The sequence below is a fragment of the Paenibacillus sp. Negev47 genome (assembly GCF_058313655.1).
This window is the reverse complement of record NZ_CM177754.1, coordinates 6,215,473-6,237,022: the sequence shown is the minus strand read 5'-3', so window position 1 is coordinate 6,237,022 and position 21,550 is coordinate 6,215,473. Positions and strand designations below refer to the sequence as shown.

The following is a 21,550-nucleotide window of genomic DNA, read 5'->3' as shown; positions in this document are numbered from 1 at the left end:
GATAATCCATGGGACTCATCAGCGTAGTGGTTACTGAACAATCCAAGTTTTTCAACCGCTAATAATGTAAACGCTACCATTATGGATTGGATTATGTCAACTCATATGCAACGCAAGAGAACTACATTTCCCGACAAAAAGGAGATTAAATGATGGATAAATTATTGTATGGCGTAGCCTACTATGATGAATATATGCCTTACGAAAGATTGGACAAGGATATTCAGATGATGAAGGATGCAGGCATCAATGTGGTCCGTATTGCAGAATCCACCTGGAGTACCCATGAACCGCAGAATGGTGTATTTGACTTTTCTTCTGTAGATCGTGTGCTGGATGCCATGCATGAGGCGGGGATTCAGGTCATCGTTGGCACACCAACGTATGCTGTTCCAACGTGGATGGTGAAGGAACATCCGGACGTGCTGGCTACCACCTCACAGGGACCTGGCAAATACGGCGCAAGACAGATCATGGACATTACACATCCAACTTATCTATTCTATGCCGAGCGAATCATCCGCAAGCTGATCTCTCGGGTAAGTACACATCCAGCGGTAATCGGTTATCAGACAGATAACGAGACGAAGCATTACAATACAGCCGGAGATAATGTGCAACTGCAATTCGTCAAATATATGCGTAACAAGTTTAGTTCTCTGGATGAGCTTAACAGGGAATTTGGCCTCGATTACTGGAGCAATCGGATCAATAGCTGGGAGGACTTCCCGTCTGTTGTAGGAACGATCAACGGCAGTCTGGGGGCTGAATTTGCCAAGTTCCAGCGACAGCTGGTGACCAACTTTTTGGCTTGGCAAGTGGGGATCGTGAATGAATACAAACAGGAAGGACAGTTTGTTACCCAGAACTTTGACTTCGACTGGCGTGGATATTCGTACGGCATTCAAGGGGATGTGGATCATTTTGCCGCATCGAAACCTTTTGACATTACCAGTGTGGACATCTACCATCCTTCCCAGGATGATCTGACCGGCATTGAGATTTCATTCGGTGGGGATGTGGCGCGTTCCACCAAACAATCGAACTATCTTGTACTGGAGACCGAAGCGCAGGCGTTCTGGCATTGGGTTCCTTACCCGGGCCAGTTGCGTCTACAGGTATTCAGTCATCTGGCATCAGGAGCGAACATGGTCGCCTACTGGCACTGGCATTCGTTGCACAATTCGTTTGAGACCTATTGGAAAGGACTGCTCAGTCATGACTTTGAACCGAATCCGGTGTACAACGAAGCGAAGACGATTGGCAGGGATTTTGCAAGACTGAGTCCGAAGCTCGTTAATCTGAAGAAAAAGAATCGGGTAGCCGTGCTGTTCAGCAATGAGGCACTGACATCGATCAAGTGGTTTGGTTTTAACTTCACCAGTGACAAGAACTACAATGACGTGGTGCGCTGGATGTACGATGAGTTGTACAAGATGAACATGGGCTGTGACCTCATCGATCCATCTGTTGAGAGTTATGCGGAGTATGATGTGCTCGTTGTACCTGCTCTGTATGCTGCTTCGGATGTATTGCTGGAAAAATTGAATCAATTCGTAGAGGATGGCGGACATATCGTCTACTCGTTCAAAAGCGGATTTGCGAATGAGCATATCAAGGTACGCTCTACTCGCCAGCCCGGCCTGATCAGTGAGGCATGCGGGATCAGCTATAACCTTTTTGTAGAGCCCAAACATGTGTCACTGCGGGACGATCCGTTCGGGGTTGGTGAGGAGCATAACCAGATTCATACCTGGATGGAACTGATTACACCAACAACGGCTGAAGTACTTGCTTGGTATGATCATCCACATTGGGGTGAATATGCGGCAATTACCCAGAATACTTATGGAAAAGGCAAAGCAACCTATGTTGGCTGTTACACCAGTTCTGCCGTGATCCGTAAAGTGTTGGAGCGTGTCATGAAGGAAGCGGGCGTATGGGGAGCCGATCAGGAGCTGGCTTTTCCTATCATTGTGAAGACAGGTGTGAACGATCAAGGGAACACGATTCGCTACTATTTCAATTATGCGGATAAGGCAACTTCCTTCGTGAATGCTTATGGGGAAGGGATCGAACTTCTGTCAGGAACCCCGATTGCTAAGGGAGAGAAGATCGAACTGGAGCCATGGGGCATAAGGATTATCGAACAATAATAGAAAAAATAATATAAAGACCAAAGCGCCCTCGGCTTCCATGCTGGGGCGTTTGTCTTATTTTAGCTCAGGAGTGGATGCGATGTGTTTACCGAATGTTATCGGAAGCTGACAGATCCTTTCAAACGCAGCATTCGCAATAAATTGATCCTTACCATGACGCTGCTGGCCGTTCTGCCCGTCATTGCCATGACCGCCATGGCAGCCGAGAATACCCGCTCTTCCATGGAAGAGGAGATTATGGAGACCAACCGAGCCAATATGAACTGGGCCTCCATCTATCTAGGTGAACAGTTCGCCCGCATGAACAATATTATTTATTCGATTCAGATCAGTGACGAATTGCATCAATATCTGGCGTTGACCCAGGAAGCGCCGGCAGCCAGTCGATTCGATGAACAGAAGGCCGTGTTCAATATGCTGAACAGTGTATACTATTCCGCTGGCAATTATGTATTTGGCGTTGAACTGTACCTGAAAGAATTGGACACCCTGTTCACCTTCAACTCCATGGATTCTCGCATCAAGGCAGTATCGGAAATTCCGGAAGGGTATCATGAGCTTTTCGCACAACATAAAGATTTTACGATTATCAATGATCCGGACGATCCGCAAAAGTTTCACATGACCCGCAGCATGAACCGCTTCGAGGATCAGGCACAGATCGGTGCCATCAGTCTGGAGGTCAAGTGGGCTGAGTTCAATCAGACGCTGGAGCTGCTGGATAGCCGTGGAGACTATGCGGTATACATTGCTGACAGCGTGGGCAGTCCAGTCTATCAGCCTAACCAAGGGATTCAGCCGTCTGCGGAAGCACTGGAGAAATTGGCAGGCACGAAAGAAGGTTCTGGCTTCATCCGTACGCCCAAGGAATACGTATTCTTTCATTCCATTGAGCCGTCAGGATTGCGTGTGATCAAGATTGTACCTGCCCATGTCGTTAACGAAAGTGCTTTGGACACGATGAAATACGGACTGGTCGTGGGTGGCCTGGCCACCGTCATATCTGTGGGATTAGCTGCGCTGGTGGCCTGGCGTACATCGAAGCCCATTGTCAGACTGGCGAATTCCATGAAGGGTATCCAGCTGATCAAGGACAGGGAAGTGGTACGAAGCGGCCGGGTAGATGAGATTGGCCTGCTGGAGAAAAATCTGCACGGCATGGCAAGTCGTATTCGGGAACATATTCGTGACAACTACTTGATGAATCTGGAGAAGCAGACGGCCGAACTCAAAGCACTGCAATCCCAGATCCATCCGCATTTTCTGCAAAATACGCTGCAGATGATTGGCGGCATGGTCTACTCGCAAAAACCGGCAGACAGTTACAAGGTCATTCGAGCCTTGAGCGAGATGTTTCGGTATATTGTGCGAGCGCCCGATGGGCTTGTGCCCCTGCAGTCTGAACTGGACCAGCTGGAGCATTATATGCTGATTCAGAAGCAGCGTTTTGCCGGGAGGCTTGAATATACACTGGAGATCACCGGGGAACTTCGGGAATGTTATATTCCCAAGTTGTCTCTGCAGCCGATTGTGGAGAACGCATTTTTACATGGATTGGAGAAGAAGCAGGGTGAGTGGAAACTGGGCATTGAGGTCGTCTGCGAATCCAAAGATGTAACCATTCGAATTCATGATAATGGCGTGGGTATGGATGTTGAGAAATTAGCGGAGATGCAGTCCAGACTGGAGCGGCTTACCTGGGAGGCAGATCGGGTGTGGAGTTCAGGCACGAGTATTGGACTGGTCAATGCAGCTTCACGAATGGTGATGCATTTTGGACCTGAATACGGGATGAGCATGGAAAGTGAATACGGACAGGGGACAAGCGTTACAGTACGAATCCCCTGCAATACAGGAGGCGAAGCCTTGTGAACAAAGAACTGTACAGAGTGCTGCTGGTAGATGATGAACCGTGGAACCGGGATATTCTGCGCAACCTTGGAGATTGGAGTGAGCTCGGCATGACCGTTGCAGGTGAGGCAGAGGATGGTGAGCAGGCCATACAACTGGTCAAGCAGCATCAGCCTCACATTATCATTACCGACATGCGCATGCCCGGCACAGACGGTGTGGAGCTGTTACAGACGTTGAGCGGACAATACCCACAGATCAAGGTAATCGTGGTGAGCGGGTATGATGACTTCAATTATGCCAAACATGCGATCCGACATCGGGCTGCTGATTATCTGCTCAAACCGGTAAACCCGGATGAACTGAATGGTGTGCTGGCCAAATGTGCAAAAGAATTGGAAAAGGTTGAATCTGCGCCTGAATCATGGGAGTCGTATCCCTCTACGTTTGCTGGTGATTTTTCTTTGTTTCAGCAGCAGGCTCGCCTGCGGTTTAATGACCTGAACGTTCAGAGTCTGCGGGAATGGTTCCAGCAATTACAGCAGAAGCTGGAACGATGCGAGATTAACAGACCCCGGCAGCTCGGGCGGGTGGCTTATGAATTACAGGCTTTGCTGGATGAGTTGTGCGTCTCCAACGGCTTGTACGAGCGGCCAGTGGCAACAGCGCTACCTCCTGCCGCTGCACTGACATCTATATCTGCTGCAGTGGAGTGGATATCTGCACCTTACTATCAGGCTTTGGAGCAGCTGATTGCTCAGCGCAAGTTCAAAAACAAGCTGAATCTGAATGAGGTGAAGCAATACATTGAGCAGCATTGTATGGAGATGATTACGCTGGAGCAGCTCGCTCAGATCTTTTTTGTTAGCAAGGAATATCTCAGCAAGGTATTCAAGAAGGAGTATGAGGTGAATGTGACCGACTATGTTGTCCAGTTACGCATGACGCGAGCGAAGGAATGGGTGATGGATGAACAGATTCCGTTCAAGCATATTGCCGAGATGGCGGGTTATGAAGATGTGTCCTACTTCTATCGGGTGTTCAAGAAACATTTCGGAGTTTCACCGGGAGAGATGCGGAAGGGACAACCTCGTATGCCGGGCAGTTCAGGCAGTAGCATGGAATGAGTCGTTTGAGAGAGCATTTGTGGCTGGATTAAGGTTTAAAATAATCCAATACATCAGTCTAATTTTGTCCAATGAAGCGCTTTCATTTTCCGATATATAATGAGCCTATGAAAGACAAACCAGTCACACCGGGAGGTCATAAGAGATGAAAGTATGGAAAAGCGTAGCAAGTGCGGTACTGGTCAGTGTTCTGCTCGCAGGTTGCGGCTCTAATGCAGGAACGGACAATGGGCAGGAAGAATCGGCATCAGGCAGCACGGTGTCACTCAAAGTATTCGTTGCACAACCTCGGCTGAAAGAACATTACGATAAATATATAGAACAGTTCAAAGCCAAGGAGAAAGCAGAGAAAAACATTGAGGTAAACGTGCAACTGGAGATGCCGCCAGCGGACAATGCACCTCAGATTCTGAAGACACGACTCGCCTCCAATGATGCACCGGATGTGTTCGCCTTGCATGCGGTCAATGAGATTCCACCGTTCAGCAAAGCGGGTTATCTGGAAGACCTGTCGGGTCAACCTTTTGTCGATAAATTGCTGGATTCGGTTAAACCTTCCGTAACGGATGCGGAGGGCAAAGTCGTAGCTGTTCCGTTGGAAACGTTATCATGGGGTTATCTGTACAATAAAGATATTTTCGAAGAGCAGGGACTTGAAGTACCGACGACGTTAACGGAAATGAAAGCGGTCGTGGAGAAACTCAAAGCAGCCAACATCACACCGTTTGAACTGTCCTACAAAGAATCCTGGATTCCGCAATTATTCCTGCCACTCACTGTGGGTGCACTGACCCAATCGGAGCACAAAGACTTCGTCGACAAGATGAATCAGGATCAGGGCTCCTTCTCGGATATGAAAGCATTGTTCGATATCTTCGATCTGGTCAATGCAAATGGAACGCACAAAGCGCTGGAAGTGGGCGGAGATGATGGTTCAGCAGCCTTCGCTTCAGGAAGCGCCGCAATGTGGATTCAGGGACCGTGGTTTGCCGAAACCATCCTGAAGTCCAACCCGGACCTGAACTTCGGTGTAGCACCCATGCCGATCAATGACAATCCGGATGATACCAAAATCAATCTGAGTACCTCTACTTCACTGGCAGTATCGTCATCTAGCAAGAACAAAGAAGTGGCACTCGATTTCGTGAACTACATTCTTGATGACAAGGATTCAAGCGCATTCTTCGAAGCACTCAAGTTCAATCCAGTTGCCAAGATCCATGATTTCAAGAGCTTCCCGTGGGTAGACGATGCCCAGAAATATGTGAATGAAGGTAAAGCCTATCAGGACCCATCCATCCCGCAAGCAGTTAAAGACGAGTCAGGCAAAGCGTTGCAAGGCTACTACTCTGGGCAATTAAATCAACAGCAGGTAATCGATGCGCTCGACAAGGCGTGGAAATCCTACAACAAAGTCAACAAGTAAGGAGCTGCGAGGAATTTAGTACCTGCTTTTGTTGGCAAAATCTCAACGGTTTTGAGAGTTTAGTCAACAAATTAGCGGTACTTTATTTCGTCGCAGTCTCCAAGCAGATGATACGGCAGACAGAACGTTCTTCGTTCCCTCGTTTACGATCATCCGCTTCGATTGAAAGGGGGAGAACCTATGGCTACGAATGTGTTCAAGAAGTATCTGTCATTGCTCGCGTTCACTGCGCCTGCCTTTGTCATCTATGCGATTTTCCTGCTGTACCCTACGTTTAGCGGCATGTTCTATAGCCTGACGGATTGGAACGGACTCAATCGGGATTACAGCTTTATCGGTCTAGGCAACTTTGTGGAATTGTTCAAAGAAGATCCCGACTTTCTGAACTCCCTATGGTTCACGATGAAATATGTAATATTTATGCTGATTCTGCAAAATGGAATTGCCTTGCTGCTCGCCGTGTTGATTGAGTCACGGACGCGCAGCAAGGGGCTCTTCCGGACCCTGTTCTTCATGCCTAATATGATCAGTACGATCATCAGTGCTTTCATGTGGACATTTATCTTTTCTCAGGTGCTGCCACAGCTCGCACAGAAACTGGCCCTTTCGTTCCTGGACCAGCAATGGCTGGGTGATCCGAAGTTTTCATTTTACTCCATTCTGATCGTATCGCTATGGAACGGTGTAGGTTATATGATGATCATCTATCTGGCTGCTCTCCAGGGTGTGCCGAAAAGTCTCAAGGAAGCGGCTGTTATTGATGGGGCCAACGCATTCCAGGTGCTGCGCAATGTGGTGTTGCCGATGATCACTCATGCTGTGACCATCTGTTTCTTCCTGACACTGAACGGAGCATTCAAAGTGTTTGAAGTGGTGTATGGACTGACTGGTGGTGGACCGGGCAGAGCCACGCAGGTTATCACGATGAACATCTATGAAGAAGCGTTCTCCAATAACTTCAGATACGGCTATGCGAGTGCCAAATCGGTTGTGCTGTTCATCATCGTACTCATATTTACACTCATCCAGATCACCGTCATGAAGAAGAAAGAGGTGGAAGCATGAGGATGCAACGACTGAACAGTTATCTGATTCGACTGCTGCTGATTCTGGGCTCTCTTGTCGCCATGCTGCCGATCTACATGGCGGTGGTGAACTCTTTTAAGACACAGGGTGAGATGTTCCAGTCCTTTATCGCTTTGCCGACAACGCTTCACTGGGAGAATTACTCGGACGCGTTTAACAAAATCAATCTGCTGGGCAGTTCGATGAACTCGGCAATTGTATCCTTTCTGGGGATCGGGGGAATCGTCTTCTGTGCCTCACTGGCGGGATACAAGCTGTCACGTACTTCCGGCCGTTTGAGCAACTTGATCTTCTTCCTGTTTGTTGCGTCCATGCTGGTGCCGTTCCACTCGATCATGATTCCACTGACACGGGTAGCCAAAGGCATGGGTGTTCAAGGAAGCACATACGGATTGGCCCTGATCTATATCGGACTTGGTGTGAACATGGCAATCTTCCTCTATCACGGGTTTGTGAAGTCCATTCCGCGTGAATTGGAGGAATCGGCTCAGATGGACGGATGTAATGAATTCCAGACGTTCTTCCAGATTATCTTCCCGCTCTTGCTTCCGATTACAGTCACCATCGCGATCCTTGACTTCCTGTGGATCTGGAATGACTTCTTGTTGCCACTGCTCATGTTGACCGATGTGAACCGCTATACGCTGATTCTGTCGACGAACATGCTGTTTGGTGAATATAACAAGGAATGGCCGTTGATTCTGTCCTCCCTGGTACTGACTGCGATTCCGGTTATTCTAATCTACGCGTTCTTCCAGAAGTTCATTATGGAGGGTATTGCGGAGGGTGCTGTAAAGGGGTAACATTCGAAAGAATCCCTCAGCTTCACCGGTAGCTACTCGCTTTTGGTATTCGACCAAACTTAGGAAACTTACGCGAATAGCCTTGATCTGAAGGACATGGTCCGTCCAGGTCAAGGCTGTTTTTTGGTTGTGAAATCAGGAACCAGCATTCGAAGTCAGGAGCCAGAATTCATGAGCCTGTGGACAGCCTCTGCGATGCATTGTAATCCACGCTCCATCTCATCAGAGGAATATGAAATATTTTTAGAAATTTATGAAAATATGACAAAAAAGCAGGCAAGAACATCATGTTCTCGTCTGCTTTGGTTATCATTTTATTCTTGTGCAACGCTCTATTTCACGTTTTCTGTAATGAATGCTGATTCACGTAAAGGTATACAATGCCAGCGTACAACATCCATGAAACACGTGTTATCCGCCAATCTGGGACATGCGCCGTACCGTCGGCGTGTGCGATTGCATTTTTTGTTCCAGAGCCAGGGCCATCTCGTGATTCTTCGGTTTCGTACCCAGCGCTTTGAGGAAGAGCGCCGCCATGGCATCCGGATCATCCACGAAGCGGCGAACATTATACTCATCTGACCAGTAGAGGCAGGCTTTGATATGTCCGTCAGCTGTCAGCCGAAGTCGGTTGCAATTGTCGCAGAAGTGATCGCTCACGGGATGAATTAATCCGAATGTGCCTTCGGAGCCCACAATTTTCATATTGCGTGATGGGCCGTTACCCGCTGGGCCTGCTGTATTTTCAACCGCCCAACCTGCCTCAGCACATACATCCGTGACGGCCTCCAGCGGCAAATAGGATTTGCGCCATGAATCCGAAGCCTGTCCAATCGGCATATATTCAATAAAACGCACATGAAGAGGTTGATCAATCGTCATTGCAATAAAGTCCTTAATTTCATCATCGTTAATGCCCTTCATCAGCACGACATTCAGCTTGATTGGAGCGAGACCAGCGGCTGTTGCAGCCTCAATGCCTTTGAGTACTTTGTTCACATCCCCGCCACGGGTAATCATGGAGAAGCGACTAGCTTGCAGGGAGTCCAGACTGATGTTAATCCGGTTCAACCCAGCGTCTTTCAATGCTTGAGCTTGTTTGTCCAGCAGAAGAGCGTTGGTAGTCAGTGCAATATCGTCGATCCCGTCAATCGCCGAGATCATGCTGACGAGCTTGTGCAGGTCCTTGCGCACCAGCGGTTCGCCCCCGGTGAGTCGTACTTTGCGCATACCCATCGGGGCAAGCACTTTCAGCACCTGTGCTATTTCTTCGTAGCTCATAATCTCATCATGTGGAGCAAACTCCATACCCTCTGCAGGCATACAGTACACACAGCGTAAATTACAGCGGTCCGTAACAGAAATACGGATGTAGTCATGTATCCGGCCAAATGAATCCTGAAGCAATTCCATGCAGACCACCCTTTCATCGGTTCAGATTGGAGATCTTCTATTATAAATGATATGACAATTTCAAAAGGAACAGTTGCATCAAATTTTAGCTATTTCTCCAATCCGCGTCAACGATGACGTCAGATGACAGCATTTTTGGCGGGGTGGTTCAGATGGAATTGTCCAACGAGTTGTTGCAGGAAGACCGTAATAGCTTCCACATTATTCGAAGAATGCTGAACCTGCAACATATCATGGATCAGCTCCATCATCTCTGCTTCTACCTCGGCGGAAGTCGCTCGATTTTGATGGCTGATCGCAGCAATATTCTCCATTAGCATGACCACTTGATCCACGACTTGTGTGCGTACAGGTTCTTCAGCGGTAGCATTTTGCAGAAGTTGCGAAGCGGCCTGAACCAATGTCGTTCCTTCAGCCAGCACCTGATCTCCCTCTGTGATTAATTGGGATGCAGCTCCTGCTGCAGTTGAGATTCGGTCCAGAATCTGATGGATATCTTCAGTAGAAGCGCGGGATACATCGGCCAGTTTACGGATTTCCCCCGCCACAACCGAGAACCCTTGGCCATGTTCGCCCACGCGTGCAGCTTCAATGGTAGCATTCAGCGCGAGCAGGTTGGTCTGAGCTGAAATTTCATCAATGACAGCCAGTGCACGGTAAATCTCTTTCATGGTGTCCATGAAGGACAGGATGGTACGGTTGGTATCGGATACCGCTCCGGAGATTTGGGTCATTTTGTCACCGATTCGTTCCACTTCCTGTTGGGCTACGCCGATCTGTTTGGTTGCAGATGTCTCTAGTTGCTGCAGCGTTAGGCGCATGTGATCTGCAGCGATCTTGGCCTGATCGAGATCTTCCAGTTGGGTGCGAATGGCCTGAATCATCGAACCAAGCTTGTAGTTCACACGCTCAGTTGTACCCTGGGTTGTCTCTGTTGAGGTTCGCATCTGATACTGGTTGTCCATAACGTCTACCGTGGCAAGTTGTACCTTCAGCATAATGCCTTCCAGAGAGTCAATCATGTTGTTGATCCACTTCGCGAGTTCACCCGATTCGTCTTGGGCAAAATCAGAAGTATTCAGGCGCTGTGTTAGATCACCTCTGCCTTCGGCATTGATTCGAATAAATCGGCTGATGCGGCGCAAGTCGTCATGAACCCGTCGATATTGGCTGCGATGCAGCCGTAATGCAGTGAAGAATCCGAACAGCACATTAAAAACCGCAAGTAGTGCCGCGCTCCATCCACTGCCAGTAAGGGCATAGACAAGGGCCGCTCCTGTAACCCCTGACAAGAGCGTGAAGAGACTGTGCTGCTTAAACTGGCGCCAGCCAATGCTCCGTATCCGGTATACTTCCTCCAGATCCCCCTCACACATCATGCCCCACCGATCAGGACAATGTGGAAGCTGGAAGGTGATACCTTTGCCAATGACAGAAATATGGCGGTAATCCGAGTATCCGGGAAAGGCTACAAACAGATTCGAACCATTCTGAATGGTGTTCGCAACGCCAGGGTGTAGCTCTCCGGTCGATGGATCAGTGAACATGAGTTCCAGCTCGGTATGCTCCTTCACGGAAACGATGCCCCAATCTGTGGTGACACCATCTTTGAGATTTTCCCCATGTGTAAAGGTACGATCCTCGAAGCGGCTTCGAGACAAGGCAGTACCGGGCTGCAGATGAGGCCGTAATCTCGACTCAGCCATAAAGAGATAGTTGTCACCGGAATCGGGATAGATATGGCCTGATTCTCGTTGAATCAGGTCACCCAGGACATCTCCAGGAACACGACTGCATAATGAACCAACATATCGACCTTCCTGTAGAATTGGGTTGATAAACAGCAAGGTGACATCATCGTGAAAAGCGGACGAGCGTGGTCCAATATCCAACGTCAGTGGATCAGAATAAGGGCCATACAGACACTTTTTTCCATGATGATCTGCTCTGGAATACTTCAATCCTGGTCCAATTAATGCTTCATAGTCTTCATAGATCTGTCCTATATGTTTCTTATATGTAGAGAATACCACCTGATTCTGTTCGTTCAGCATAAATAGCTCTGTACTATCGACGGCTCGATTATAGCTGGATTGAAACCATGCATCCAATTTGCTTATTTGAGATGAACCTGGCAACACATCTTGGGGGCGAACTGACTGTATTTGATGAAGCAATCGATCCAGGTGATTCCATTGTTCCTCTGCCCAGTCCATCATAAGCTGGCGCCTCGTTTCGGCAATCCCCTCAAAAATCTGTTCTACATCTTCCTTCATATGTGCGTTCAACCGATACGATCTCCATAGTGGCAAACCTTTTCTCCATCCCAGCCAATCAAACATCATGACCACCCCGATTTCTGGATTTGCAAGCTTCGTTCTATTGATCTATGGACACTCCTGTGTAGTGGTTGAACCGGAATTATGATACCGCATTCATCATTCCGTAGCTTGCCCACTCTCAGGTGGAAGTCCTTATCGTTCTATTCAATCTTTATACAAGAAAACGAACAAGAATACGAGGGGATATGTCATATTTTCCGAATATTCATTCAATAAATACAAATGATCGTACGCTTATTGTTAGGTGAAACATATGTTAGCTTTCTACCAAGGAAACTCACATGAATACATCTGAGAATGGGTCTCATTTTACATTGTGTAACATGAACGGGCCCATACTCAAAACACACTGTATAATGTAATCCCCGCCCAAAGCGATATAGTATTATCTAACAAGCAAAACCTGTTACGTTCGTGTATATAAACCTCCCATTCAGCCTTGGTGTGCAATGCAAACAACTTCTCACAAAGGAGAATGCCCATGTCCTCCATATCCTCAGCTACAGTCCCCGAAGCCTGCCATATTGATGTTGATCATGTGTCCGTTGTCTTCGGCACAGGGACACAACAAGTCACTGCCTTGTCGGATGTTACATTCCAGATTCAGTCCAATGAGTTTGTCTCCCTGCTGGGCCCTTCCGGCTGTGGCAAGTCAACCTTGCTCCGGCTGGTGGGTGATCTACTTCAGCCCACCTCAGGCACTGTTCGCATTGCAGGTCAGGAGCCGGAACGGGCTCGGCTACAGCGGCAGTTCGGCATCGTCTTTCAGACGCCAGCCTTGTTCGATTGGCGCACCGTTCGTCACAATGTGGAATTGCCCTTGGAGCTGCTCGGTACCCGCCGAAAGGAGTGCCGCCGCATTAGCAGTGAACTGCTTGAAATGGTAGGGCTATCCCGCTTCGCCGACCATTATCCATGGCAGCTCAGTGGCGGGATGCAGCAACGTGTATCCATTGCACGTGCCCTTGCACTTGATCCGCCATTGCTGCTCATGGATGAACCCTTTTCCGCCCTGGACGAATTCACCAAAGAAAAGCTTCAATTGGAGCTGCTTGAGATCAAACGCTCGACAGGCAAGACCTTCCTCTTTGTCACACACAGCATCCCCGAAGCGGTATTTCTATCCGACCGAATCATCGTACTCTCGGCGCATCCGGGTCAAGTACATTCCATTCATTCCGTCAACCTGCCTTCCGAACGTCATAGTGAACTGAGAGAAACAGAAGCTTTCTATCGCATGATCACGATCATTCGCAATTGCTTCTACGAGGAGCGTGATGACTCTCATGTCCCTGCGATTCTTTAAACCAGGCTATCGCTCCTGGGTCGTCATCTGGATTATGGCCGTATTGGTGCTATGGGAAGCAATCGCCTGGATGCTCCAACTGTTCCTGTCACCTCAGCAGGCGGCGTCTCGCCTTCCTTATCTGCACGATGTTCTTGCAGCCCTGTTTCGTTACTCGGGTACGCTCGCAGAGCAGGGGGCTGTCACGTTTGGCAATGCAGCCATTGGTTTCGCAGGGGGAACGCTGCTGGGTCTGGGTCTGGCGCTGCTCATGAGCGCGGCTGTCTGGCTGGAGCGCACGTTATCGCCATATGTAGTCTCCTCACAGATGGTTCCGGTCATTGGACTCGCTCCGATCGTGTACGGCATCATCCACAACGCGGAGTGGGCACGGATTGTTATGGCGGCGTATGTCACCTTCTTTCCGATCATCATCCATACCTTGAAAGGATTGAAAAGTGCAGCACCAGAGCACCTGGAACTGATGCGTTCCTGTGGAGCTTCACTGACCGCGCGTTATATCAAATGTCTGCTGCCCTCAGCACTGCCGGGACTATTTTCTGGGTTGAAAATAGCTGCTCCGCTAGCGGTGACCTCCTCCATCGTTGTGGAATTGATGGGGGCTCCCGACGGACTCGGCGTCCTGATGGTCAGTTCGTTATATTACGGCCATGCCCAAGTTGGCATGTTCTGGGCAACCATCATGCTTAGCATCGGCATTGGCCTGATCTCGTATCTGGCCATCAGTCTGGCTGAACGTTGGTTGACTCCCTGGCAGCCTGAATTCAGGGCCAAAGGAGGTCAGGCCACATGAGTGAAGGTAGCGTGTTGAGCCGGAAAAGTGATGAAGGTGTGGCGATTGCTGTAACTGGCGCGGCTACGACCCTCAATGGTTCACAGACGGCATCTGTCCCAGGATCGGAAATTCATGGACAACGGGGACAAGCTGGAAAGGACAGATCGGGCTCTGGCGTTCGCGGACGATCGGTTGCACTGAGTATGCTTCCTTGGGGTGCAGGTGTGTTGTTTCTCGCCCTCTGGCAGCTCAGGTTGTTTCATTGGATATTCTCGCTGGAAAGCTACCAGCTGCCTGTGCCTTCCGCGATTGCGGCATCCATACAGGAAAATGCCAATATGCTCTTTCGTTACGCGATGTACAGCGGAACCGAAATGCTGGGTGGCTTCCTGCTCGGTTCCCTGCTGGGCGCTATGGCGGCAGCGGGTGCATCGTTCTTTCCCACAAGCGGCAGGGCGGCGGTTACGGTTTTGTCTGCGCTGAACGCGGTCCCCATCGTGGCCCTTGCCCCAATTATGAACAATTGGTTCGGTGACGGGATCTGGTCCCGTATTGCTGTTGTCACGGTGATTACGATGGCAGCCATGGCTGTCAGCCTGTTCAAAGGGCTGACTTCAATTCAACCGCAGTACAGTGATCTGCTGAGTGGCCTTGCTGCGAGCAGGATGCAGTTTTTTTGGAAGCTGAGAGTGCCTCACGCCATGCCTTCCCTCTTTGCCGGTCTAAAGATCAATATGTCGACCAGTATTATCGGGGCCATAGTGGGTGAATTTTTCATCGCCTCCCAGGGGCTCGGGTACTTGCTCTCGGATCAGATTCGACTGGCGAACATGCCCTTGGCCTGGTCCTGCATTGTCATCGCCGCCGCGCTCGGCATTGTGTTGTATGAAGCGGTTGTCCTGGCAGAAAAGCGACTCATTCCGTGGAATCGTGCACGCACAGATCAATAATGTTCATCAGGGTACCCACCATAGATAGATCGTACTACCTGATAGAGGTTGTTCAAAAAGTCCACGGTACTGAAAAGCAGACTTTTTGAACTCGGACTGATGCTTAAAATTCGTATATAAACAGGGGGTTGTTCTGTACATGTACAAAACGTTGAAGCCGGGTTTGCTGGTATTGGTCTTGTTGATTGTTACGATGCTGGGCGCATGTTCTACGAAGTCCGAGCCGGCTACTGAGCCTGCCGCTGCGAGTTCAGGAGGGGCGGGAGAAGCAGATCAACCCTTAACCAAAGTGAAAATTCAGCTGAAATGGGTGCCGCAGGCTCAGTTTGCCGGGATCTATGCAGCGAAGGAAAAAGGCTTTTTTGCAGATGAAGGCATTGATGCCGAGATTATTCCGGGTGGTCCGGATATCGTGATTGAGCAGCAGGTGGTCAATGGCGCGGCCGATGTGGGCATTACGGGTGTAGACAGTCTGCTGGTCAGCCGGGATAACGGCCTGCCACTCGTCTCGCTCGCCCAGATCTCACAGAAGAGCAGCTATCGTTTGATTGCCAAGAAGTCCCTGGGCATTACCGATCCGGCTCAGATGAAGGGAAAGAAGGTCAGTACCTGGTTCGGCAGTCAGCAATTTCAGGTCCTCGCGTTCATGGAGAAGAATGGCCTGGACCCGAAGAAAGATATTGAACTGGTGAAGCAGGGATTCACGATGGATCAGTTTTTCAACGATCAGGTGGATGTGGCTACGGCGACGATCTATAACGAATATCACGTGGTACTGGAAAGTGGAACGAAAGAATCCGATCTGGATGTGTTCAACATTGAAGATGCCGGTGTTGGCATGCTGGAGGATACGCTGATTGCCAAGAAGGATTGGGTAGACAGCAACCGTGAGCTTGCGGTCAAAGTGACCCGTGCCATTTTGAAAGGCTGGAACTATGCCATTGATGAACAGGATGAGACGGTGAATATCGTGATGAGTAATGTGACGGATGGCAGCACCACCCGTGAACATCAGGTAACGATGCTGGAAGAGATTGCGAAGCTGATTCGACCGGAAGGGTTTACGGAGCAGCAAGTCGGCAGTTTTGTGGATGAGTCGTTTACTCGAACAGCGGACATTGCACTGAACTATGGCCTGATCAAAAAAGCCGCTAACCTGGATGAAGCGCTGGAGAAAAGCATCTATGAAGAAGCGGTGAAATAAGTGTGCGGAGGAGGATGACGAATGAGTTCTGTGGATCAGCAGCCTCAGCCGCTTGGCGGTACGAAGGAAGAATGGCTGGAGAAGGATCGCAAATACGTATGGCATCACATCTCGCCTCATAACGATCATCCGATGATTGCGGTAAGCGGGGAGGGTAGCTGGATTACCGATCAGGATGGTACGCGTTATCTGGATGCGATGTCTGGACTGTGGTGTGTGAATGTGGGGCATGGTCGTGAGGAGATTGCGAGAAGTGCCTACGAACAGATGAAAGCACTCGCTTATGTACCGATGACGCAGAGTCACGAACCGGCGATTTTGCTGGCGGAGAAGCTGAATGACTGGCTGGAGGGGGAGTATCGAATATTCTTCTCCAACTCAGGTTCAGATGCGAATGAGGTGGCTTTCAAAATAGCCCGCCAGTACCACCATCAGAATGGTGAGCCTACTCGTCACAAATTCATCTCCCGTCACCGTGCGTATCACGGCAACTCCATGGGAGCGCTGGGCGCCACCGGGCAAGCCGCCCGCAAGATCAAATACGAGCCGCTCGGCGTAGGTTTCTCTCATGTTCCACCACCATATTGTTACCGCTGTCCGTTTGGACGAAACAAGGATGGATGCGGACTCGAATGTGCAACCATCTATGAAGAGGTGATTCGTTGGGAAGGTCCTGAGACAGTTGCCGCAGTAATTATGGAACCAGTCATCACTGGGGGCGGCATGATTGTTCCACCACCGGATTATATGCGTACCGTGCAAGAGATCTGTCAGCGCTATGGAGTACTGCTCATTGTAGATGAGGTAATCTGCGGTTTTGGCCGCTCGGGGCAGAAATTTGGTCATCAGAACTATGGCGTACAGCCAGATATTGTGACGATGGCGAAAGGCATGACCAGCGCGTATTCACCGCTATCGGCAACGGCCGTGCGAGCTAATCTGTATGACACATTCCGGGAGCCCGGACCGGATGCACACTTTCGGCATGTGAATACCTTTGGCGGGAATCCCGTGTCCTGCCGGGTGGCACTGGCGAATCTGGAGATTCTGGAACGAGAGAATCTGGTCAGCCGGGCGGAAGAACTGGGACACCTGCTTCGTGAGAAGCTGGAGCCATTGCTCGAGCTTCCTGTCGTGGGGGATATCCGTTCATTCGGATTCGCCTGTGGCATTGAGTTAATTGAAGCAGACGGTTCTCCTGCGGAGGCGGATAAGGTAATGAAGGTACTCGCCAGTTGTAAAAGGGACGGCATCCTGATTGGCAAGAACGGCGATACCGTACCGGGGTTCGCGAACATATTGACGATCTCACCACCGTTCGTCACCACCGAGGAAGAGTTGGATCTGATCGCTGGAAGTTTGCTCGTTGCGCTACGTAGCCTGGACGCAGGTTAGTTGCCATAGATGGATAACACACAAGGAGGCGAGGGAGGATGCAGACCACGACAGGCAAACTCATTAATCAGCTTCGCTTAAATGAGCGAATTGAGCAGTTGTCACAGATTGGACGAATCGCAGAGACAGGTGTCTGCCGACTTGCCCTGACGCCAGAAGATATGGACGGCATCATTCAGGTTCGTCTCTGGATGGAAAAGGCCGGTCTGACGACACGACTTGATCCCTTCGGCAATCTGATTGGTCGTCTGGAAGGTGCGGATCAGGCGCTGCCAATCCTCATGATTGGTTCCCACATCGACTCCCAGCCCTACGGAGGTCGATATGATGGAGCGATCGGTGTGCTCGGTGCGCTCGAAGCCGTGCAATGCCTGATCGAAAGTGGGATTCAGCCCCGTATGCCGATTGAGGTGATTGCCTTTTGCGATGAAGAGGGTTCCCGTTTTAACAAAGGCCTGTTCGGCTCACGTGGCATAACGGGTCAGTTGGAAGAGGGCGAACTGGAGCGGCAGGATAAAAATGGAGTGACTCGCCGGGAGGCGCTGGAAGCCTTCGGCTGTTCTCCTTCGGATTTTGAAGAAGCGATCTACCCGCCAGGTTCCATTGGCAGTTATCTGGAGCTGCACATTGAGCAGGGACCAGTGCTTGAGGCTCTGGATGCTCCAGTAGGTCTGGTGACAGGCATCTCGGGCCCGCTGTGGCTTACGGTGACGATGAAAGGCATGGCGGGTCATGCTGGCTCCGTTCCGATGGGGATGCGGCATGATGCTTTGGCAGGCAGCGCCAAAGTCATTGCGGCTTTTGACGATATGGTGAGAGAAGACCCGGAAGCTCCAACCGTAGGTACGGTGGGAAGTCTGAGGGTATTTCCAGACTCACGGAATATCATCCCGGAGGAAGTCAGCTTCACGGTGGACTTACGAGATATGGAGATGGAGCGCAGGAACCGGCTTGAAGCCCGATTGATGAACATTTTGGATGACGTGAGTTCCCGATATGGTCTGACTTACTCGCTGACAGAGGATACGAACAGTGAGCCGCGGTATTGTGCAGAGCCAATCATGTCGGTGATTCGTTCATCCGCGGAAGAGATCGGGGTTACTCTGCCAGAATTGATGAGTGGTCCGTTCCATGATGCGTTGGCCCTTTCGCTTGTGTGTGATTATGGCATGATCTTTGTCCGCAGCAAGGACGGCATCAGTCATCATCCCAGCGAATATTCCTCCCCTGAGGATATTGGACTGGGCACGGAAGTGTTGTATCGCACCATTCGGAGGATGTGCAGTGGAATGAACCAACCAATCATTTTACCTGAGGAGGCGTTGTGACGTTATGGGCAAAATCAGCATCGGATTAATCCAGGCTTCACATGGGATTGAGGGTTCGGCTCCCGTTGAGGTGCACAAAGGGGCTGCGGTTCAGAAGCACATTGCGCTGGTCCGTGAAGCTGCTGCAAGAGGGGCCAAGATCATCGGGTTGCAGGAAGTATTCTATGGCCCGTATTTTTGCACAGAGCAGAATCCCAAATGGTATGCATCCGCTGAACCGGTGCCGGAAGGGCCAACGACCAGACGTTTTCAGGAGCTGGCGAAGGAGCTTGCGGTGGTGATTGTTTTACCCGTGTACGAGGTGGAGGGCATTGCTTCGTATTACAATACGGCAGCCGTCATTGATGCGGATGGTTCATATCTGGGCAAATATCGCAAACATCATATCCCGCATGTGGAAGCGGGTGAGGGCACGAATGGGTTCTGGGAAAAGTATTATTTCAAACCAGGCAACCTCGGCTATCCGGTATTTGATACGGCCTACGCCAGAGTCGGCGTGTACATCTGTTATGATCGTCATTTTCCGGAAGGTGCACGATTGCTCGGGCTCGCGGGGGCAGAGATTGTGTTCAATCCGTCCGCTACGGTTGCGGGTACATCGGAATATCTGTGGAAACTGGAACAGCCTGCTCACGCGGTAGCCAACGGCTATTATGTAGCAGCCATTAACCGGGTTGGTGTGGAGGCGCCATGGAATATGGGTGAATTTTATGGACAGTCGTACCTGGTCGACCCGCGAGGCAGCATGGTAGCGATAGGCAGCAGGGATCAGGATGAGGTCGTCATTGGCGAGATGGACACGGAGATGATTCGTGAGGTGCGTAATGTGTGGCAGTTCTACCGCGATCGCAGGCCGGAAACGTACGAACATCTGGTTCGTCTGTGAAGATAGCTGGAAGCTAGCCCGGATCAAACTTCAGGAGGTGCATGACATTGATGAACAGCTCAGGAACAACGTTATCCGATTATGGGTGGGAGAGTCGTTTTGCCGAGATGAAACCCGCCATAACAGGAAAGGAAGCCATGGAGGAGTCGAACCGCTGTCTGTACTGTTACGATGCACCTTGTATCAAGGCTTGTCCAACCGACATTAATATCCCTTCGTTTATTAGCAAAATATCGACAGGGCACCTGAAAGGATCGGCCCGCACCATCATGGATGCGAATCCGGTTGGAGCCAGCTGCGCACGTGTATGCCCCACAGAAGAGTTATGTGAAGGCGCATGTGTACTAAACGAATCGTCGAAGCCGATTCGAATAGGTGACTTACAGCGTTACGCCACTGATTGGGCTCGAGCGAAGAACGAGCCGTTATTCCAGGCAGCACCTGCCAATGGGAGAAACGTTGCTGTTGTGGGAGCGGGTCCTGCGGGACTGTCGGCGGCACGTGAACTGGGGCGGGCAGGGTATGAGGTGACGATCTACGAAGCCAAACCCAAAGGCGGCGGGCTGAATACGTACGGCATCGTATCTTTCCGTTTGCCCGAATCGGTTGCGCTATGGGAAGTGGAGCAGGTGGAAGCGCTGGGTGTGCAGATCCGTTATGGGGTGCGCATCGGTGTGGATATTCCTGCTACGCAGTTGCTAGAGCAACATGAAGCGGTCATTCTGGCATGTGGCATGGGTTCAGTACCTATGCTGGGCATTGAAGGAGAGACACTGGAAGGCGTCTATGATGCCATTGAACTGGTCGAGTCCACGAAGCAGGGGGTTCCGCCCGCGTTGAATGGTCTGAAGGTCGCCGTTATTGGCGCGGGCAATACGGCGGTAGATGCAGCGACCTGTTCGGTACGTCTTGGTGCCGAGCGGGTGCAGATGTTATATCGGCGCGGGGAAAGCCAGATGACGGCGTATGCGTTTGAATATACGTTTGCCAAGCAGGAAGGTGTGGAGTTCCGCTGGTTTACGATGCCGCAGCGTATCATTGGAGACGAGAATGGTCGGGTTCAAGCTGTGGAATGTGTGAAAATGGAGCTAGTTACCCCGCCTGGGGGTGGGCGTGCGTTGCCCGTACCTGTGGAGGGATCGGAGTTCATGATCGAATGTGATACGGTCATCCGGGCGATTGGGCAGCATCGTCTATTACCGTTAATTGAAGCGTTTGGGCTGCGTCACCACGGGGGTGTTGTCGAGATCGAGCCGCATTCGTACCGTACCTCACACCCTCAGATCTATGCAGCAGGCGATGTTATTTTTGGTCAGGGCCAGGGTGAAGCGATGGTTGTCTCGGCTGCACAGCAGGGTAAGCTGGCTGCCGCCGCAGTTATGAAGGCGTTGCCTGGGCAGGTGGAAGAGACGGCATGAGCAGGCCCTATACAATGCACGGGCAACAAACTGTACGTTTAAGTATCTTCCGCGCCGTAAGCGGCAGACTGCAAGTTCAAA

Annotated in this window: 16 protein-coding genes; 14 read left to right on the top strand and 2 right to left on the bottom strand. The window is 50.4% G+C overall.

Annotated elements, in window-relative coordinates; translation table 11 throughout:
* The first annotated feature begins 152 nt into the window (after positions 1-152).
* From AC4G47_RS28020 to AC4G47_RS27995, 6 genes are all read left to right on the top strand, one after another.
* The gene (locus tag AC4G47_RS28020; protein WP_491103784.1) at positions 153-2,156 is read left to right on the top strand and encodes a beta-galactosidase; all 2,004 of its coding nucleotides are present in this window, start codon (positions 153-155) and stop codon (positions 2,154-2,156) included.
* Between the two features lie 84 nt (positions 2,157-2,240).
* Entirely contained in the window at positions 2,241-4,031 is a 1,791-nt protein-coding gene (locus AC4G47_RS28015; RefSeq protein ID WP_491103783.1) for a sensor histidine kinase, read from the top strand.
* Positions 4,028-5,137: a response regulator gene (locus tag AC4G47_RS28010; RefSeq protein ID WP_491103782.1), complete on the top strand. Its 1,110-nt coding sequence runs from the start codon at positions 4,028-4,030 to the stop codon at positions 5,135-5,137. The genes AC4G47_RS28015 and AC4G47_RS28010 overlap by 4 nt, the downstream gene beginning before the upstream one ends.
* Positions 5,138-5,282: 145 nt before the next feature.
* Positions 5,283-6,563 (top strand): ABC transporter substrate-binding protein, encoded by a 1,281-nt coding sequence (locus AC4G47_RS28005; protein WP_491103781.1) that lies wholly within the window; start codon positions 5,283-5,285, stop codon positions 6,561-6,563.
* A gap of 180 nt (positions 6,564-6,743) precedes the next feature.
* A complete protein-coding gene (locus AC4G47_RS28000) occupies positions 6,744-7,628 on the top strand; it encodes a carbohydrate ABC transporter permease (RefSeq protein WP_491103780.1) in 885 nt (294 codons plus the stop codon).
* Positions 7,625-8,452, top strand: a complete 828-nt coding sequence (locus AC4G47_RS27995) for a carbohydrate ABC transporter permease (protein ID WP_017691892.1) — start codon at positions 7,625-7,627, stop codon at positions 8,450-8,452. The genes AC4G47_RS28000 and AC4G47_RS27995 overlap by 4 nt, the downstream gene beginning before the upstream one ends.
* Before the next feature lie 411 nt (positions 8,453-8,863).
* On the opposite strand, the gene moaA is transcribed toward AC4G47_RS27995, so the two are convergent.
* Complete coding sequence (moaA, locus tag AC4G47_RS27990; protein WP_145324497.1) at positions 8,864-9,865, bottom strand: GTP 3',8-cyclase MoaA; 1,002 nt, start codon at positions 9,863-9,865, stop codon at positions 8,864-8,866.
* Between the two features lie 119 nt (positions 9,866-9,984).
* The gene (locus tag AC4G47_RS27985; RefSeq protein ID WP_491103778.1) at positions 9,985-12,210 is read right to left on the bottom strand and encodes a methyl-accepting chemotaxis protein; all 2,226 of its coding nucleotides are present in this window, start codon (positions 12,208-12,210) and stop codon (positions 9,985-9,987) included.
* A gap of 478 nt (positions 12,211-12,688) precedes the next feature.
* Between AC4G47_RS27985 and AC4G47_RS27980 the strand changes: the two genes are divergently transcribed.
* From AC4G47_RS27980 to AC4G47_RS27945, 8 genes are all read left to right on the top strand, one after another.
* On the top strand, positions 12,689-13,513 hold the full coding sequence (locus tag AC4G47_RS27980) for an ABC transporter ATP-binding protein (RefSeq protein ID WP_491103777.1): 825 nt from the start codon (positions 12,689-12,691) through the stop codon (positions 13,511-13,513).
* A complete protein-coding gene (locus AC4G47_RS27975) occupies positions 13,494-14,306 on the top strand; it encodes an ABC transporter permease (RefSeq protein WP_491103776.1) in 813 nt (270 codons plus the stop codon). The genes AC4G47_RS27980 and AC4G47_RS27975 overlap by 20 nt, the downstream gene beginning before the upstream one ends.
* Entirely contained in the window at positions 14,303-15,238 is a 936-nt protein-coding gene (locus AC4G47_RS27970; protein WP_491103775.1) for an ABC transporter permease, read from the top strand. The genes AC4G47_RS27975 and AC4G47_RS27970 overlap by 4 nt, the downstream gene beginning before the upstream one ends.
* 139 nt (positions 15,239-15,377) lie before the next feature.
* Positions 15,378-16,442 (top strand): ABC transporter substrate-binding protein, encoded by a 1,065-nt coding sequence (locus tag AC4G47_RS27965; protein ID WP_491103774.1) that lies wholly within the window; start codon positions 15,378-15,380, stop codon positions 16,440-16,442.
* A gap of 21 nt (positions 16,443-16,463) precedes the next feature.
* A complete protein-coding gene (locus tag AC4G47_RS27960; RefSeq protein ID WP_491103773.1) occupies positions 16,464-17,837 on the top strand; it encodes an aspartate aminotransferase family protein in 1,374 nt (457 codons plus the stop codon).
* 38 nt (positions 17,838-17,875) lie between these two features.
* On the top strand, positions 17,876-19,165 hold the full coding sequence (locus AC4G47_RS27955) for a M20 family metallo-hydrolase (protein ID WP_491103772.1): 1,290 nt from the start codon (positions 17,876-17,878) through the stop codon (positions 19,163-19,165).
* A 4-nt stretch (positions 19,166-19,169) separates the two neighbouring features.
* Positions 19,170-20,051 (top strand): nitrilase-related carbon-nitrogen hydrolase, encoded by an 882-nt coding sequence (locus AC4G47_RS27950; protein WP_491103771.1) that lies wholly within the window; start codon positions 19,170-19,172, stop codon positions 20,049-20,051.
* 50 nt (positions 20,052-20,101) lie between these two features.
* On the top strand, positions 20,102-21,469 hold the full coding sequence (locus AC4G47_RS27945; protein WP_491106815.1) for an NAD(P)-dependent oxidoreductase: 1,368 nt from the start codon (positions 20,102-20,104) through the stop codon (positions 21,467-21,469).
* Positions 21,470-21,550 lie beyond the last annotated feature (81 nt).

What these genes read in the sequence shown, in the direction of transcription:
- AC4G47_RS28020 (WP_491103784.1), top strand. Translation starts at nt 153, where the DNA reads ATGGATAAATTATTGTATGGCGTAGCCTACTATGATGAATATATGCCT.
- AC4G47_RS27965 (WP_491103774.1), top strand. Translation starts at nt 15,378, where the DNA reads ATGTACAAAACGTTGAAGCCGGGTTTGCTGGTATTGGTCTTGTTGATT.
- AC4G47_RS27985 (WP_491103778.1), bottom strand. Translation starts at nt 12,210, where the DNA reads ATGATGTTTGATTGGCTGGGATGGAGAAAAGGTTTGCCACTATGGAGA.
- AC4G47_RS28005 (WP_491103781.1), top strand. Translation starts at nt 5,283, where the DNA reads ATGAAAGTATGGAAAAGCGTAGCAAGTGCGGTACTGGTCAGTGTTCTG.
- AC4G47_RS27950 (WP_491103771.1), top strand. Translation starts at nt 19,170, where the DNA reads ATGGGCAAAATCAGCATCGGATTAATCCAGGCTTCACATGGGATTGAG.
- AC4G47_RS27975 (WP_491103776.1), top strand. Translation starts at nt 13,494, where the DNA reads ATGTCCCTGCGATTCTTTAAACCAGGCTATCGCTCCTGGGTCGTCATC.
- AC4G47_RS28000 (WP_491103780.1), top strand. Translation starts at nt 6,744, where the DNA reads ATGGCTACGAATGTGTTCAAGAAGTATCTGTCATTGCTCGCGTTCACT.
- AC4G47_RS27955 (WP_491103772.1), top strand. Translation starts at nt 17,876, where the DNA reads ATGCAGACCACGACAGGCAAACTCATTAATCAGCTTCGCTTAAATGAG.
- AC4G47_RS27995 (WP_017691892.1), top strand. Translation starts at nt 7,625, where the DNA reads ATGAGGATGCAACGACTGAACAGTTATCTGATTCGACTGCTGCTGATT.
- AC4G47_RS27970 (WP_491103775.1), top strand. Translation starts at nt 14,303, where the DNA reads ATGAGTGAAGGTAGCGTGTTGAGCCGGAAAAGTGATGAAGGTGTGGCG.
- AC4G47_RS27980 (WP_491103777.1), top strand. Translation starts at nt 12,689, where the DNA reads ATGTCCTCCATATCCTCAGCTACAGTCCCCGAAGCCTGCCATATTGAT.
- AC4G47_RS27960 (WP_491103773.1), top strand. Translation starts at nt 16,464, where the DNA reads ATGAGTTCTGTGGATCAGCAGCCTCAGCCGCTTGGCGGTACGAAGGAA.
- AC4G47_RS27945 (WP_491106815.1), top strand. Translation starts at nt 20,102, where the DNA reads ATGAACAGCTCAGGAACAACGTTATCCGATTATGGGTGGGAGAGTCGT.
- moaA (WP_145324497.1), bottom strand. Translation starts at nt 9,865, where the DNA reads ATGGAATTGCTTCAGGATTCATTTGGCCGGATACATGACTACATCCGT.